The sequence below is a fragment of the Rhodoferax sp. LS1R11 genome, assembly GCF_056521395.1.
On record NZ_JBWMAW010000010.1, the window covers coordinates 158,026 to 172,672 of the forward strand.

Consider the following 14,647-nt stretch of genomic DNA (forward strand, 5'->3'; position numbering starts at 1 on the left):
GAGTAGCTATCTATTTAATAGCAATATGAATTTAGCGCGCCACACCCAGCAGCTTGTCCAGCAAGGCCGGCTGCTCCAGCAGGCTGCGTGCCGTGCCAGCGTACACCACCGTGCCCCGGTCCAGCACAGCCGCGGTGTCCGAGATTGCCAGAATCGCCTGCGGATGCTGCTCCACGATGATGGCCGACAAGCCTTCTTCGCGCGTGATGCGCCGGATCGCCCGCAGCAGCTCCTGCACGATGATGGGCGCCAGGCCTTCGCACGGCTCGTCGAGCAACAGCAGCGTCGGGTTCAGCACCAGCGCGCGGCCCAGCGCCAGCATCTGCTGCTCGCCGCCCGAGAGTTGCGTGCCCAGGTTGGTCTTGCGTTCGGCCAGCCGGGGGAACAACTCGTACACGCGCTCGGGCGTCCACGGGCTGGAGGCCCGCCCTGCCCTGGCCGGTCGGGCCACGGCGGTCAGGTTCTCATGCACCGAGAGCGATTTGAAGATGTTGCGCTCTTGCGGCACCCAGCCAATACCGGCGGCTGCGCGCTCGTGCGAGGGCAGCTTGTGCAGCGCCACCGCAGACTGGCCCGCACCCAGCATGATGCTGCCCGCATGCTGGCGCGTGGCCCCCGCCAGCGTGTTGATGAGCGTGGTCTTGCCGGTGCCGTTGCGCCCGAGCAAAGCCAGGGTCTGGCCCTCCCCCAGGGTGAGCGAAACACCCTGCAGCACCACCGCTTCGCCGTACCCGGCGCTCAATCCCTCTACCTTGAGCAACTCAGCCATGATGCATTCCTCCTGCGCCGGGCACCGCCACGGCCTCGTTGATTTCATCCCCATGACCCAGGTACACCGCCTTGACCTGCGGGTCGTTGGCAATCTGGTCCGGGTCGCCTTCGGTCAGCACCGTGCCATTGACCAGCACCGTCATGCGATTGGCAAAGCTGAAGACCAGGTCCATGTCGTGTTCGATCAACAAAATAGACACGTCGGCCGGCAAGGCCGCCACGGTCTGTAACAGTTCTTCGCGTTCTCCGGCGGGCACACCGGCCACCGGTTCGTCCAGCAGCAGCACGCGAGGTTCACACGCCAGCGCAATGGCAATCTCCAGCAAACGGCGCTTGCCGTAGGCCAGCACCCGGGTTTCCTGCGCCATCACCGCCGTCAGGTGGAATTGCTCCAGTAGCTGCTCACAGCGCTCGGTCACCCGTCTGGAGGAGCCCAGCGCCTGCCACCACTTGTTGCCCAGGCCCTGGTGTCGGGACACCGTCATGGCCAGGGTTTCCAAAGGGGTCAGGGTGTCAAACAGCTGGTTGATCTGGAAGGTGCGCACCATACCGCGGCGCACGCGCTGATAAGGGGCCAGGTCGGTGATGTCCTGCCCTTCAAGCACGATCTTGCCGCTGGTGGGTTGCAACACGCCGGTCAGCAGGTTGATGAGTGTGGTCTTGCCCGCGCCGTTGGGGCCGATCAGGGCGTGTCGGGCGCCTTTTTTCAGGTCGAGCGTGACGTTGTTGGTGGCAGTGATGCCGCCAAACTTCATCACCAGGCCCTGGGCGGACAACACGGTGTTGGTCGCGCTCATGGTTGGGCTCCTGCGGTGTTGGATTTTTTGAACCAGGTCCAGGGCCGGATCAGGCGTTCACGCCCGACCAGCACCAGCACCACCAAAAACAGGCCGATCCAGAAGGTCCAGTACTGCGGCGTGATGCTCGATATGGCGTCCTGCATCAGCTTGAACACAATGGCCCCGGCAATGCCGCCATACAACCAGCCGACACCGCCAATAACGAGGATCAGCATGACGTCGGCCGAGCGGTGAAACTCGAACACGTCCAGCGAGGCAAAGCCGGTGGTTTGCGCCAGCAGCGCGCCAGCGGCCCCGGCCACTGCCGCCGCCACCGTGTACACGATGGCCAGGCGACTGCTGACAGGAATGCCGATGGCCATGGCGCGCAGCCGGTTGTCACGAATGGCCTTGAGCGTGGCGCCAAACGGCGAGTTCACCAGGCGGCGGGCGATCACAAACAGCACCAGCAGCACCGTTATTGAATACCAGGCCGCCGTGCGCCCACTCAAGTCAAACTCGAATTTTCCCAGCAGCGGCCCCATCACCACGCCTTGCAGGCCATCGGCACCGCCGGTGAGCCAGTCGAGCTTGTTGGCCAGTTCCATCAGGATCAGGCCAACGCCCAGGGTGACCATGAGACGCGTGAGGTCGGTGCCGCGCAGGATGGTGGCGCTGCACAAGGCGCCCAGCACCCCGGCGGCGGCCATACCGACGGCCAGACCCAGCAGCGGATCAGGCGTAATGAACTTGGCAAACAAGGCGGCCGAGTAGGCGCCCATGCCAAAGAAGGCGGCGTGGCCGAGCGACACAATGCCGGTGTAACCCAGGATCAAATCCAGCGACAGGGCGAACAGCGCGACGATCGCGATTTCGTTGATGATCAGCGCGTGGCTGGACAGCAGCAGGGGCGAGGCCAGGGCCAGCAGCCACAAGGGAAGCTCCCAGGCTTTCCAGCGGCCGCTTTGCAGCAGCAGGTTTTGTGAGTTGGTCAGTGCGTTCTTCATCACTTGCCTCCTTGGCGGACGAACAGGCCTTGCGGGCGCCAGATCAGAATCATGATCATCAGGCTGTACACAATGAAACCGCCCAGTTTGGGGATGTAGTACTTGCCCGCCACATCGGCAATGCCCAGCAGGAGGGCTGCCAGCAGCGGCCCGGTGATGCTGGAGGTGCCGCCCACCGCGACCACGATCAAAAAGTAAATCATGAACTTGAGCGGAAAGGTCGGGTCCAGTCCCAGCACTTCGGCACCCAGCGCACCGCCCAGCCCGGCCAGGCCGGAGCCCACGGCAAAGGTGCCCAGAAACACCACGTTGACGTTGATGCCCAGACCGGCGGCCACGCGCTGGTCGTCGACCGAGGCGCGCAGGCGGCTGCCAAAGCGGGTTTTGGTCAGTATGTATTGCAGCGCCACCGTGAGCGCGGCACACACCGCAATGATGAACAGGCGGTAGTGGCCCATGCCCAGCATCCAGGCGCCCTCGCCCAGTTCGGTGCGGCCTTTGAGCCACTCGGGCAGTTGCACGATTTGCTGGCTCGACCCAATGAAGTAGTCGGCAGTGGCCACGGCCATGAAGGTCAGGCCGATGGAGAACAGCACCTGGTCCAGATGGGGCTTGTGGTACAGCGGCCGGTACAGGGTGCGCTCCAGCACGCCGCCCAGCAGCGCCGAACCCAGAAAGGCCAGCGGCAGACACAGCAAAAAGGGCACGCCGAGTTTCTGCATCAGCAGCACGGTGATGTAACCCCCCACCATGGCAAAGGCGCCGTGCGCGAGGTTGATGAAGTTCATCAGGCCCATGGTCACGGCCAGGCCGACGGCCAGGATGAAGAGCAGCATGCCGTAGGCGATGCCGTCAAAAAGAATGGTCAACATGGTGTTACAGGCTCACGTTAAAACTGGCGCACCACCCTTGCAGGCCGCGCGCCAGTGAACAAAAGATCAATCCCTGATCCGTCGGCCGGTTTATTTGGTCTTGCCGGGGTCCTTGACGTCCTTAATCACATCGAATTCGACGTTATACAACTGGCCGTCCTTGCGCTCGACTTTGCGCAGGTAGATGTTTTGCACCACGTCGCGGGTTTGGGCGTCGATGAACATGGGGCCGCGCGGGCTCTCGAAGATCTGGCCTTTCATCGCGGCCAGCAGGGCGTCACCGTCGCCCTGCCCTTTGGTGGCTTTCAGCGCTTCATAGATCACGCGCATGCCGTCATAACCACCGACGGCCATGAAGTTGGGGCGAAGACCCTTGTTGGCTTTGCCGAAAGCGTCCACAAATTTCTTGTTGAGTGCCGAGGGATGCGCCGTGGAGTAGTGGTGCGAAGTGACCACGCCCAGCGCGCCGTCGCCCATGTCGTTCAACTGGTCGTCATCGGTCACGTCGCCCGTGCCAATGAGTTTGATGCCGGCCTTGTCCATGCCGCGTTCCAGGAACTGCTTCATGACGGCGGCGCCCGCGCCGGAGGGTACGAACACAAACAGGGCGTCAGGTTTCAGATCACGCACCTTCTGCAGGAAGGGGGCGAAGTCGGGGTTGCGCAGGGGCACACGCAGGGACTCGGTCACCTGGCCGCCGTTAAAAACCAGGCGCTCTTTGAAATACTTTTCAGCATCGATACCGGGACCGTAGTCGCTGACCAGTGTCACCACTTTCTTGATGCCATTCTTGGGCGCCCAGTCGCCCATGGCCACAGCAGCCTGCGCCAGCGTGAAGCTGGTGCGCACGATGTACGGCGAGGCTTGGGTGATGCTGGAAGTTGCCGCCGCCATCACCACCATGGGAGTTTTGGACTGCGTGGCAATGGGTGCGGTGGCGAGGGCCGAGGGCGTGATGCCAAAACCGGCCAGCACATTGACCTTCTCGTTCACCACGAGTTCTTGGGCCATGCGCTTGGTGACGTCGGGAATGCTGGTGTCGTCCTTGACGATGAGCTCGACCTTGCGGCCCGCCACGGTGTCGCCGTTCTGGGCCATGTACAACTTGGCGGCGGCCTCAATCTGGCGTCCGGTGCTGGCTTGCTGGCCGGTCATCGGGAGAATCAGGCCAATTTTGAAGGGCGTGCCCTGCGCTATTGAATTGGTAGCTGTCAGCGCAACAACGGCGAGGGCTGTGGCGTGAAGGAATAGTCTTTTTTGCATTTTTGTCTCCAGAGGATGGTCGAACGATAAACTTTTATAAGAATTTTCCAGTTACTGTGGCCGCAAAAGTTAACCGCCGCAATAGTGATTTCAGACTCGTTGTTATAGCAATGATGAATAACTGAAATTTGACAGTTCAAGCCTCAGGCCGGTAGGCCGAGTCCAGTGTAATGGCGCCCACGACGCGCGACACACACACGCAGATGCGTTTGTTTTGCGCTTTCTCATCGTCACTCAAGAAAACGTCACGGTGGTCAATCACACCCTCCACCGCCAGCACATCCATCGCGCACAAGCCGCACTCACCGCGACGGCAGTTGGACAGGGTTTGCACCCCGGCCATCTCGATGGCATCGAGCAGACTGCCATCGGCGGGCACCATGATGTCGATCTGCTGGCGCGGTATCTGCACCCGAAAAGCTTGCGGCGCAAACCGGCCACTGCTGCCAAAGGTTTCATAACGCAGGTCGGCGGCGGGGCGCCCAGCCTGCGCCCAGGCACGGCGTGCGGCATCTAGCATCGGCGCCGGGCCGCAAACCACCATTTGCCCACCGGCAGGCAACGCGGCAATCTCGGCGGCAAAGTCAATCAAGTGTCCTTGCCCGGCAACATAGGTCTGTAAACGCCCGCCCAAGGCCTCCTTCAACACGGCCTCATAGGCCAGTTCCGGCTCGGTGCGGGCCGCCTGCAACATGCGCACCGGGGCGTTGCGTCGGGCCAGCGTTTGCGCCATCAGCACCAGCGGCGTGACCCCAATGCCGCCCGCCACGAGCAGATAAGACGGTGCTGTGAGGTCCAGCGGGAAATGATTTTGCGGCTCCGTGACCCGGATGCGGTCGCCCGCGGTGAGCCGCCACATGGCCAGGGAGCCGCCACGCCCGTCATCGAGGCGTTTGACCGCAATGCGGTAGGCCACACCGTCCGGCTGGTCAATCAGGGAATACGAACGGGTTTGCGGTTTGCCGTTGACCAGCACCTGAACTTGCAGGTGGCCGCCGGGCTCGTGCGGCAACACGCCGCCGTCGGGCTGAATCGTGAACTCGCGCACGGTGGGCGTGACGTCACGAACCGATTGAATAACGGCGTCAAACCAGTCTGGGGTGTTGCGCATGGGGTGATGAAGGTGAAGGGTTGAGGGGCTGCGGATCAGCTGCGCTTGCGAATCAGCTGTACGCCGGGCATTTGGTCCAGGCGTTGGCTCTGCACCGCCTCGCGCAGGTTGCGCTGGGCCATGCGGGAATGCTCGCGCATGAGGCTCTCGGCGCGTGAGCCTTCGCGCCGGTCGATAGCGTCCAGCACCTGCCAGTGCTGGTCTTGCGCCACGATCAGCATGTCGCGCGCCTTGGGTGAATTGGCCTGCACCACCACAAACCCCGAGGGCGAGGCAAACGGCAGGCTGCACACACGGTCCAGCTCTTTGGCGATCACGGCACTGCCAGCCATCTCACTCAGCAGCGCATGAAACCGCTCGTTGAGCGTGACGTAGCGGGAGAAAGCGTCGTCATCCAGCGCGGGTTGGCTGAGCACGGCGTCAATCTCGCGCAGGCAGGCACGGGCTTCATTCAACACCACGGGCGGCGCACCACGCTCGGCCGACAAGCGCACGGCGAGCCCTTCCAGCGTGCCGCGCAACTCGATGGCGTCGGACACATCTCGCTCCGAGAAGGTCTTGACGGCATAACCGCCATTGGGCAGGGCATCGAGCAGCCCCTCCTGCTCCAGGCGCATGAGCGCGGCGCGAATCGGCGTGCGCGAGAAGCCCAGTTTTTCAACAATCGACAACTCGGCAATGCGCGCGCCGCCAGGCAACTCGCCGGCCAAAATCATCTCGCGCAAACGCAATAAAGCCTGCACTTGTACACTGGATTGGCCTGTAGCCCCCGTATCCATTGCGGGAGTAGCTATTAAAACAGGAGCAATTGCCATGGTGTTTCCTTTGAGCGTCAAGTTGCCGCGCGAATCGGAATGACGGTGTTGGCGGTGCTGGTGCCGGTTTGCTCACGCGCCACCAGCCCGTCAATCAAGCGCCGCGCCCACATGGAGCCGGCGTCGATGCTGAGGTTGTAAAAGGTGTGGCCGGGGCGCTCGTCCATCGCCACCTGCTGGGCTTCAAGCACCAACTCATCCTCCCGGAAGATGGTGGCCACGCCTTCGCGCAGTTTGTGCGTCAGGGCCTGCTCACCCAGGCAGTAGTTGCGGGCAAAGGCCCAGAAATACAGGCAGGTGCCGTCGGTCTCGGGGGTGATGGTGTTGAGCACAAAGCCGTTCACGCCCTGGGTCCGGTCGCTGGTGCGGGCATCCCCGGCATTGCCACCGGGCGGGATGGCACCGGTGCCGGTCCGGGCCACACCGACATCAATCGTAACGGTGCAAGGCGCTTCAAAACGAATGATTTGCCAGCGGTCCACCGGCCCTGCATAACCCAGCGCATGCTTGATCTGCCCGGCCCAGAACGGCGGTGCCTCGATGTTCTCCATCCAGCGGGTGACCACGGCGGTGCGGTCGCCATAGGTTGCCACAAACGGGGCTTCGGCCACGGCGCGCTGGCCGATGCTGGAGCCGTGCACAAAGGTCTCGTGGGTCAGGTCCATCAGGTTGTCGACGACCAAACGGTAGTCGCACTTCACACGGATCATCTTGCCGTCACCAGCCCACTGGGGGTCGTCATTCCAATGCAGGTCGGGCACCAGGGCAGGATCGGCCTTGGCCGGGTCGCCGGGCCAGATCCACACAAAGCGGTGTTTCTCGATGACGGGGTAGCTGCGCACGCAGGCCGAGGGGTTGATGGTTTCCTGGCTTGGCATGTGGGTGCAACGCCCCTGCGCGTTGAACACCAGGCCGTGGTAACCGCAGGTGAGTTCATCCCCCTCCAGATGCCCCATGGACAGCGGCAACAGGCGGTGCCAGCAGGCATCTTCCAGCGCCGCCACGGTGCCGTCGAGTTTGCGGAACAGCACCAGTTTCTGGTTGCAGAGGGTGCGTGACATCAGGGTGCGGGCCACTTCCACATCATAGGCAGCGGCGTACCAGGCATTCAGGGGAAATGAAGATTTCGAGGTGCTCATGGATACTTATTGTATACATTGAAGACGGATATTGACACTAATCAGGGTTTATCCGGATAAAAAAGCGACTCTCTGTATTCAATTCGACTCTCGGAAGATGGTCTACCATTCGAGCTTCAGCACCACACCACCGGAGACCGTCATGACCCAGCTACCCGCCCATTACGACCATGTGGGCAGTTTTCTGCGCCCCCACTACCTGCTGGAGGCCCGCGAGCAAAAAGCCCAGGGCGTCATCACCCCGGAGCAACTGCGTTTGGTGGAAGACCAGGCCATCACCGAGATCGTGAAGTTCCAGGAAGACGTGGGCCTGAAAAGCATCACCGACGGTGAGTTCCGCCGCACCTATTTCCACATCGATTTTCTGGAGCAGATCGGCGGCGTGAAAACCGACATTCCCGTCACCATCCAAAAGCCCGATGGCACGCTGGAACTGGCACCCCCCGTGATGCGCGTGATCGACAAGGTGCGCCACGTCAAGGACATCCAGCTGGTGGACTTTCAGTACCTGAAAAGCCAGGTGAGTGCGGGCAACACGCCCAAGGTCACCATCCCCTCGCCCACCATGCTGCATTTCCGCGGCGGCCGCGCCGGTATCAGCAAGCAGCATTACCCCGAGCTGGACCCCGACTTTTACCAGGACGTGGCCAACGCCTACGGTGACGAGTTGCGCAGCCTGGCCGCCGCCGGATGCACCTATGTGCAAATGGACGACACCAACCTGGCCTACCTGTGTGACGAAAAAATGCGCGAAGCCGCCCGCCAGCGCGGGGACGATCCCAACGAGTTGCCCCACCGCTACGCCAAGTTCATCAACCTGGTGGTGGCGCAAAAACCACCGGGCATGTTGCTGGCCATGCACCTGTGCCGCGGCAATTTCAAAAGCACGCATGCGGCCAGCGGCAACTACGAGCCGGTGGCCGAGGCCTTGCTCAAGGAGATGAACCTGGACGCCTACTTCATGGAGTACGACGATGTGCGCAGCGGCGACTTCAAGCCCTTGCGCTACCTGCCCAAAGGCAAGACCGTGGTGCTGGGGCTGGTGACCACCAAGTTTGGCGCGATGGAGAGCAAAGACGACCTCAAACGCCGCATTGACGAAGCCGCCCGCTACGCACCACTGGAGCAGCTGGCTCTGTCACCCCAGTGCGGCTTCAGCAGCACCGTGCATGGCAACGACATTGCGGTAGAAGCGCAGCGCGCCAAGCTGCGCCTGGTCATTGAAACGGCGCAGGAAGTTTGGGGCGGCTGAGCCTCAAATCCCAGCCTTCGCACGGGGCTACCATCTGCGCTGGGAATAAGATGCACCTTTCCCGATACTGACAAGACAAGCCATCACATGACAAAAAAACTGCAATCCTATAAAGCACGCACCGGCGAGCCCCTCGGCGCACCGTTGATGTCCCACACATCCGAGCAGGTTGACGCGGCTGCCGAAGCCGCCGCACAAGCCTTTGTCAGCTGGTCCGCCAGTGACGGCGCCACCCGCGCAGCCTTGCTGCGCGGCCTGGCCACAGCACTTGAATCAGACCGTGACGCGCTGGTCGCGCTGGCCGACGAAGAGACCGCCTTGGGCCCCGTTCGTCTCAATGGCGAACTGGACCGCACCACGTTCCAGTTGCGGCGCTTTGCGGACATCGCCGAACGCGGCGTCCCGTTTGACTTTGTGAACGACCCCGCCGTCGCAGGTGGACCGCCCGCTGGCCACCCTGCGATGGTGCGCCAGCGCGTGCCGCTGGGTCCGGTTGCCATGTTCTCGGCCAGCAATTTTCCGTTTGCGTTCTCGGTACTCGGTGGTGACACGGCCTCCGCTTTGGCTGCGGGCTGTCCTGTGGTTGTCAAGGCGCACTCGGGTCATCTGGTGTTGTCCAACCGCGTGGCGGGCCTGATTCCACCGGTGCTCAAAAGCCTGGGGCTGCCTGCCGGTTTGATCAGCATGATTCAGGGCGGCGGCACGGACGTGGGTGTGCACCTGGTACGGCATCCGGCCATTGCAGCGGGCGCTTTCACGGGGTCCACTCGCGGCGGCGCAGCCCTGCAGGCGCAGGCCAATGCACGCCCCCGCCCCATTCCTTTCTATGGTGAGTTGGGATCTACCAACCCCGTGGTCGCTCTGCCCACGCTGCTCGCAGCCAAAGGCGCTGAACTGGCCGCCACATTGGCGGGCTCCATCGCCCAAGGCTGTGGCCAGTTTTGCACCAGCCCCGGTGTGATTGTGTTGATTGATAGCCCCGCCGACAAAGCCACCAACGACACGTTTGTCACCCACCTTGCCAGCGCCCTGTCCGCGCAAAACCCCCACGCCATGCTGACCCCCGGCATGCGCCAGGCGTTTGACGCCGGTGTGGCCCACCTGGTGGCGTCTGGTGTGCAGCCGCTGGTGCAAGGGGCCGGTAATGCAGAAGCACCCCGCCCTTTCCTGGCTCAGGTCAGCGCAGTGAGTTTCATTGCCAAAGCCGCGTTGCGTGAAGAAGTGTTCGGCCCCGCCAGCCTGATCGTGCGGGCCGAATCGGTCGCTGACGCACTGGACGTTCTGCAAGCCGTGGGCGGCAGCCTGACCGTGACCCTGTGGGGCGCCGAGAACGAGACCGATGACACGCGTGCGTTGGTGCGCGGTGCCATGAATATCGCGGGTCGCGTGCTGTTTGCTGGCGTGCCAACCGGCGTGGCCGTTACCGCCGCGCAGCAGCACGGTGGCCCATGGCCCTCCAGCACCCAGCCCATGACCACCTCGGTGGGTGATGCGGCGCTGGACCGATTCCTGCGCCCTGTGTGCTTGCAAGATGCACCGCAGTGGCTGCTCGCCCGCCGCGGTCAGCCCTGCTGATTGACCAAGCGCCGCCCAAACAAGGGGTGGCGCATGCTGCGCACTTCATGCTCCAGCGTGGCGAGCACCTCGCCGGTGTCCAGGTCGGTGATGTCCTGAAACCGGTACTGGCTCTCGTCGCTCTCCTCGGTGACCAGTCCGCGCGCCAGCAAACGCCCATGAACGCCCGAAAAATCGGCCACGGTTATTTGCACATGGTGGCCGTCATAGGGAGGCAACGCACGGTCCGTTTCGCGGAACAGCAGGCTTTCATTCAAGCCCATGGCGATGCGGGCAAAGGCGCCCCCCGCATCCTCTCCATGGTGGGCCAAGCCACCCAGGATGTCGGCGTAGAAGCGGGCAATCCGCTGTGCGCTGCCCGGTGCGGTGTCTATCTCCACATACGGCATGCCCCGGGTCATGTTGCCAAACCGTGCCGGGTCTGGCGCATGCACCCGCATGCGGTTGCCCCAGGGGCAAGTGACATCAACCGTCGGTCCGTGGCGGACAAAGGCGAACGCAGAATCGGCAAGCAACTGTTCAACGCTGTCCAGTCGCGCCATGAGCGCGTCCAGATCGGGCAGTACCAAGCCGGTTACCCCACGCAGCACCTGGGCTGGGCCAACCGGCAGATGAAACTGGGAGGTGCCGACATTGATCCAGGCGTTGGTGATGCCGATGCGCTGATACGGGTCACGGGTCAAACCCAAGCCCATGAGGTAAAACACGATCGCCTTTTGCTGGTCTGGCACGCGCACGTTGACGTGGCCAAACTCGACGATGTTGCCCACGTCTTGCGTGGCGCGGTTGAACACAGATTGATTCATCGCTTCGGTCTATAGGTAGAGAGACAATTGTAGGCATCATCACCCCGAGAAACAGGCCCCTGAATGAACCCCTCCCACATCCTGTCCAACAACGCCCGCGAGCCCACCAGCACGGAAGCCGCCGTCCTGCAAGCGATGCACGCGCTCAGTGACGCCTGCCTGGGCGCCAACCGTGCGGCTATTGCGGCCCTCACATCCCATGAGATGACCTACAGCCACTCGGACGGTCACATTCAGAATCAGGAGATGTTCATCAGTTCGCTCGAGACCGGCCACTCCGGTTTTCGCAACATCGAGTTGCTCGATGTCTCCGTCCAGCTCGCCGGCAACGTAGCGTTGGTCAGCCACCACGCGCTGTACAACACCTTCAACCAGGGGCAGCACGGCACCGCCGATTTGCGGGTGAACCAGGTCTGGGCGAGTGATGCTGGCCACTGGCGCCTGCTGCTGCGCCAGGCCAGAAAAACACAAATGACCGCTTGAGTTGCCGACTCAGGTTACCGGCGCCGGGTTGAACAGCACCAGGGCGTTGTGCAGCTTCCAGTGCTCGGCCCAGGTCTTCTTGCGGCCACTGGCCACATCGAGCATCAGGCGAAAGAGCTCCCAGCCCACCTCGTCAATGGTCTTCTCGCCCGTGGCGATCGTGCCCGCGTTCACGTCCATCAGGTCGTGCCAGCGCCGCGCCAGGTCGCTGCGCGTGGCCACCTTGATGACCGGTACTTCGGCAAGTCCGTAAGGCGTACCGCGCCCGGTGGTGAACACATGCAGGTTCATGCCTGCAGCCAGTTGCAGGGTGCCGCAAATGAAATCGCTGGCGGGGGTGGCTGCGTAGGTCAGCCCTTTTTGCTTCAGCTTCTCACCCGGCGACAGAACGCCTGTGATGGGCGCCGAGCCGGACTTGACGATGGACCCCATCGCCTTTTCCACAATATTGGACAAGCCGCCTTTTTTGTTGCCGGGCGTGGTGTTGGCGCTGCGATCGGCACCGCCACGTTTGAGGTAGGCGTCGTACCAGGCCATCTCGCGGATCATGGCCTCGGCCACCTCGGGCGTGGAGGCGCGGGAGGTGAGCTGGTCAATGCCGTCACGCACCTCGGTGGTCTCTGAAAACATCACACTGGCACCAGCGCGCACGAGCAGGTCGGTACAAAAACCCACCGCCGGATTGGCGGTGACACCAGAAAACGCGTCACTGCCGCCGCACTGCACGCCCACCACCAACTCGGAGGCCGGTACCGTCTCGCGCTGGCGGGCATTCAGTCGTTCAAGATGCAGTTCGGCCTGGCGCATGATGGACTCGACCATGGACATGAAGCCCACATGCGCATCGTCTTGCAGGCAGACCACGTCCAGCGGGGTGTCCGCACTGGTGCCGACGTCCGATACATTTCGCTCATCGACCAGGGGAATGCTGCCGGGCGGAAGCAGTCGCTCGGGTTGCAGTTTTTCACAACCCAGGCTGACCACCATGACTTCGCCGCCGAAATTGGGATTCAGGCTGATGTTGCGCAGCGTGCGGATGGGGATGAGCGCGTCCGGCGCATCAATCGCCACCCCGCAGCCGTAGCTGTGCTCCAGCGCCACCACGTCGTCCACATTGGGAAACTTGGAAAGCAGTTCAGTCTTGATGCGCTGCACGGCAAAGTCAGTGACACCGGCGACACATTGAACCGTCTGCGTGATCGCAAGAATATTACGGGTGCCGACCGAGCCGTCCAGGTTGCGGTAGCCCTCAAAGGTGTAACCCTCCAGAGGTGGTAGCCGTGCAGGCTTGATGGTCGCGATAGGCAAGTTGTCCAGTTCGCGTGCGTCGGGCATGTTCAGCAACCGCTCATGGACCCAGCTGCCGGCTGGAATATCCGTCAAAGCATAACCAATGGGGATGCCATAACGCAGCACGGGCGCCTCGGCCTTCAAGTCGACCAAGGCAACCTTGTGGCCCTGGGGCACACGATCTACCAGCACAAGGCCTGACGGCAGAACCGTTCCGGGGGGTAATCCGCCGTCATTGGCAACGATGGCGACATTGTCCCGCTCGTGCATGCAGATGGTCAGGGGGGTGTTGAGTGGCATGGGGGCTTCCGTGGAAGCACAGCATGATGCTGCGCAAGTTTTAATTATCTGACAACTTTAAAAGTTGTCAAACAAATATTACGACCAAGACCTCCCTGAACCGAGGCTATCGCAAGGTCGTGCTCTCAAAAATACGCCGTTTGGAGTTTTGAACATGCACCCGAATCGCGTCGGCCGCCTCGGCCGGTGAGCGCCGTTCAATGGCACTCACAATCGCCTGATGTTCGGCTTGTGTTGTGCGCATGCGCTCCTGGCTTTTCTTGTCGGTCAAGTGGCGGGCCAGCTCGATGAACTGGCGTATCGGGGCCACACTTGTTTCGACCGTGGCGACAAAAAACGGGTTGTGGGAGGCGCGTGCAATGGCCAGGTGAAAACGCATGTCCGCGTCCACCCCGGATTCACCCGTCTCCATGATCACGCCCAGCGCGTCGAAGGCGGCATGTATCTCCTCCAGATCAGCGGCGTCGCGAAACTCGGCGGCGCCGGCTGCCGCGCCCGCTTCCACACAGGCGCGGTAAGCGTAGTAGCAGTCAATATCTGCCAGGCTTTTAACTGGTGTTGGCGTTGCCGCGGGGAAGCCGGGCGACTTGATGACATAGCTGCCTGAGCCCCGCCGGGAGTCGATGAGGCCGTCAGAACGCAAGCGCGACAAAGCCTCCCTCACCGTGGGCCGGGAGACACCAAACTGGCGCACCAACGCACTCTCGGTGGGCAACTTGCCAGAAGGGGAAAAGTCCCCACGAAGAATCGCCTCAATGACATGCGCATAGACCCGATCCGGCAGCGTGCCACTGCCGTCGATCTGCAAAAGGGATTCGTTCATGGGTTGGATAGCTTCCGGATACCGCGACATCTGGCCGCCGCGTCGAAAATTTCTAAATGAGGTAAATGACCAATTTTACGTGGCAGGCCTCTTCTGTCAGTCAACTATGCGTATTTTCCCTAATGTTGTCATATCGAATAACCTCTATATTAAGATGTCTGACATGTGATGACTAAAATTCAAGAGAAGCCACTGACCTCAAAGCATGTTGCCCGTATTCCACTTTTTTAAGCGAAAGAAGCTGATGACCCCCCAAGACCTCAAAACCATCATATCCAGCGGCCTGCTGTCCTTCCCGGTGACAGACTTTGACGCCCACGGCGATTTCAACGCCAAAGGTTATGCCGCCCGTCTGGAGTGG

The 14,647-nt window shown here is 62.0% G+C and carries 14 protein-coding genes and 1 pseudogene; 4 read left to right on the forward strand and 11 right to left on the reverse strand.

From position 1 onward, the window contains the following. Window positions 1-31: 31 nt before the first annotated feature. The 8 genes from AC097N_RS13570 to AC097N_RS13605 form a co-directional block, all read right to left on the reverse strand. Window positions 32-769 (reverse strand): ABC transporter ATP-binding protein, encoded by a 738-nt coding sequence (locus tag AC097N_RS13570; protein WP_479581697.1) that lies wholly within the window; start codon window positions 767-769, stop codon window positions 32-34. Next, window positions 762-1,568: an ABC transporter ATP-binding protein gene (locus AC097N_RS13575; protein WP_479581700.1), complete on the reverse strand. Its 807-nt coding sequence runs from the start codon at window positions 1,566-1,568 to the stop codon at window positions 762-764. The genes AC097N_RS13570 and AC097N_RS13575 overlap by 8 nt, the downstream gene beginning before the upstream one ends. Next, entirely contained in the window at window positions 1,565-2,557 is a 993-nt protein-coding gene (locus tag AC097N_RS13580; protein WP_479581703.1) for a branched-chain amino acid ABC transporter permease, read from the reverse strand. Before AC097N_RS13580 ends, AC097N_RS13575 begins: the two co-directional genes overlap by 4 nt. After that, complete coding sequence (locus AC097N_RS13585; RefSeq protein ID WP_479581705.1) at window positions 2,557-3,429, reverse strand: branched-chain amino acid ABC transporter permease; 873 nt, start codon at window positions 3,427-3,429, stop codon at window positions 2,557-2,559. Before AC097N_RS13585 ends, AC097N_RS13580 begins: the two co-directional genes overlap by 1 nt. A gap of 90 nt (window positions 3,430-3,519) precedes the next feature. Beyond that, complete coding sequence (locus AC097N_RS13590) at window positions 3,520-4,692, reverse strand: ABC transporter substrate-binding protein (protein WP_479581708.1); 1,173 nt, start codon at window positions 4,690-4,692, stop codon at window positions 3,520-3,522. A 136-nt stretch (window positions 4,693-4,828) separates the two neighbouring features. Further along, window positions 4,829-5,803: a PDR/VanB family oxidoreductase gene (locus AC097N_RS13595; RefSeq protein ID WP_479581711.1), complete on the reverse strand. Its 975-nt coding sequence runs from the start codon at window positions 5,801-5,803 to the stop codon at window positions 4,829-4,831. Window positions 5,804-5,838: 35 nt separating this feature from the next. Next, window positions 5,839-6,582 (reverse strand): GntR family transcriptional regulator, encoded by a 744-nt coding sequence (locus tag AC097N_RS13600; RefSeq protein WP_479581734.1) that lies wholly within the window; start codon window positions 6,580-6,582, stop codon window positions 5,839-5,841. Window positions 6,583-6,635: 53 nt separating this feature from the next. Then, a complete protein-coding gene (locus AC097N_RS13605) occupies window positions 6,636-7,757 on the reverse strand; it encodes an aromatic ring-hydroxylating dioxygenase subunit alpha (protein ID WP_479581713.1) in 1,122 nt (373 codons plus the stop codon). 142 nt (window positions 7,758-7,899) lie between these two features. Here AC097N_RS13605 and AC097N_RS13610 point away from each other — a divergent pair, with 142 nt between their 5' ends. After that, window positions 7,900-9,009 carry a 5-methyltetrahydropteroyltriglutamate--homocysteine S-methyltransferase gene (locus tag AC097N_RS13610; protein ID WP_479581715.1) on the forward strand — a complete coding sequence of 370 codons (1,110 nt, stop codon included), beginning with the start codon at window positions 7,900-7,902 and terminating at the stop codon, window positions 9,007-9,009. Between the two features lie 87 nt (window positions 9,010-9,096). Further along, window positions 9,097-10,584 carry an aldehyde dehydrogenase (NADP(+)) gene (locus AC097N_RS13615; RefSeq protein WP_479581717.1) on the forward strand — a complete coding sequence of 496 codons (1,488 nt, stop codon included), beginning with the start codon at window positions 9,097-9,099 and terminating at the stop codon, window positions 10,582-10,584. Here AC097N_RS13615 and AC097N_RS13620 read toward each other — a convergent pair. Then, window positions 10,572-11,390: a hypothetical protein gene (locus AC097N_RS13620; protein WP_479581719.1), complete on the reverse strand. Its 819-nt coding sequence runs from the start codon at window positions 11,388-11,390 to the stop codon at window positions 10,572-10,574. The two genes, AC097N_RS13615 and AC097N_RS13620, sit on opposite strands and share 13 nt — an antisense overlap. Before the next feature lie 63 nt (window positions 11,391-11,453). Between AC097N_RS13620 and AC097N_RS13625 the strand changes: the two genes are divergently transcribed. Then, window positions 11,454-11,873 carry a nuclear transport factor 2 family protein gene (locus tag AC097N_RS13625; RefSeq protein WP_479581721.1) on the forward strand — a complete coding sequence of 140 codons (420 nt, stop codon included), beginning with the start codon at window positions 11,454-11,456 and terminating at the stop codon, window positions 11,871-11,873. Between the two features lie 9 nt (window positions 11,874-11,882). Here AC097N_RS13625 and garD read toward each other — a convergent pair whose 3' ends face one another. Together garD and AC097N_RS13635 are read right to left on the reverse strand one after the other, a co-directional pair. After that, window positions 11,883-13,463, reverse strand: coding sequence for a galactarate dehydratase (gene garD, locus AC097N_RS13630; protein WP_479581723.1), 1,581 nt, complete (start codon window positions 13,461-13,463; stop codon window positions 11,883-11,885). Between the two features lie 106 nt (window positions 13,464-13,569). Next, complete coding sequence (locus AC097N_RS13635; protein ID WP_479581725.1) at window positions 13,570-14,286, reverse strand: FadR/GntR family transcriptional regulator; 717 nt, start codon at window positions 14,284-14,286, stop codon at window positions 13,570-13,572. 244 nt (window positions 14,287-14,530) lie between these two features. Here AC097N_RS13635 and AC097N_RS13640 point away from each other — a divergent pair. Next, window positions 14,531-14,647 (forward strand): annotated as a pseudogene (locus AC097N_RS13640) (5-dehydro-4-deoxyglucarate dehydratase); the annotation flags it as partial.

Excerpts from the sequence above, each read along its gene's own strand:
- AC097N_RS13570 (WP_479581697.1), bottom strand. The coding sequence starts at position 769 with ATGGCTGAGTTGCTCAAGGTAGAGGGATTGAGCGCCGGGTACGGCGAA.
- AC097N_RS13625 (WP_479581721.1), top strand. The coding sequence starts at position 11,454 with ATGAACCCCTCCCACATCCTGTCCAACAACGCCCGCGAGCCCACCAGC.
- AC097N_RS13605 (WP_479581713.1), bottom strand. The coding sequence starts at position 7,757 with ATGAGCACCTCGAAATCTTCATTTCCCCTGAATGCCTGGTACGCCGCT.
- AC097N_RS13590 (WP_479581708.1), bottom strand. The coding sequence starts at position 4,692 with ATGCAAAAAAGACTATTCCTTCACGCCACAGCCCTCGCCGTTGTTGCG.
- AC097N_RS13620 (WP_479581719.1), bottom strand. The coding sequence starts at position 11,390 with ATGAATCAATCTGTGTTCAACCGCGCCACGCAAGACGTGGGCAACATC.
- AC097N_RS13635 (WP_479581725.1), bottom strand. The coding sequence starts at position 14,286 with ATGAACGAATCCCTTTTGCAGATCGACGGCAGTGGCACGCTGCCGGAT.
- AC097N_RS13585 (WP_479581705.1), bottom strand. The coding sequence starts at position 3,429 with ATGTTGACCATTCTTTTTGACGGCATCGCCTACGGCATGCTGCTCTTC.
- AC097N_RS13610 (WP_479581715.1), top strand. The coding sequence starts at position 7,900 with ATGACCCAGCTACCCGCCCATTACGACCATGTGGGCAGTTTTCTGCGC.
- AC097N_RS13595 (WP_479581711.1), bottom strand. The coding sequence starts at position 5,803 with ATGCGCAACACCCCAGACTGGTTTGACGCCGTTATTCAATCGGTTCGT.
- AC097N_RS13600 (WP_479581734.1), bottom strand. The coding sequence starts at position 6,582 with ATGGATACGGGGGCTACAGGCCAATCCAGTGTACAAGTGCAGGCTTTA.
- AC097N_RS13575 (WP_479581700.1), bottom strand. The coding sequence starts at position 1,568 with ATGAGCGCGACCAACACCGTGTTGTCCGCCCAGGGCCTGGTGATGAAG.
- AC097N_RS13580 (WP_479581703.1), bottom strand. The coding sequence starts at position 2,557 with ATGAAGAACGCACTGACCAACTCACAAAACCTGCTGCTGCAAAGCGGC.
- AC097N_RS13615 (WP_479581717.1), top strand. The coding sequence starts at position 9,097 with ATGACAAAAAAACTGCAATCCTATAAAGCACGCACCGGCGAGCCCCTC.
- garD (WP_479581723.1), bottom strand. The coding sequence starts at position 13,463 with ATGCCACTCAACACCCCCCTGACCATCTGCATGCACGAGCGGGACAAT.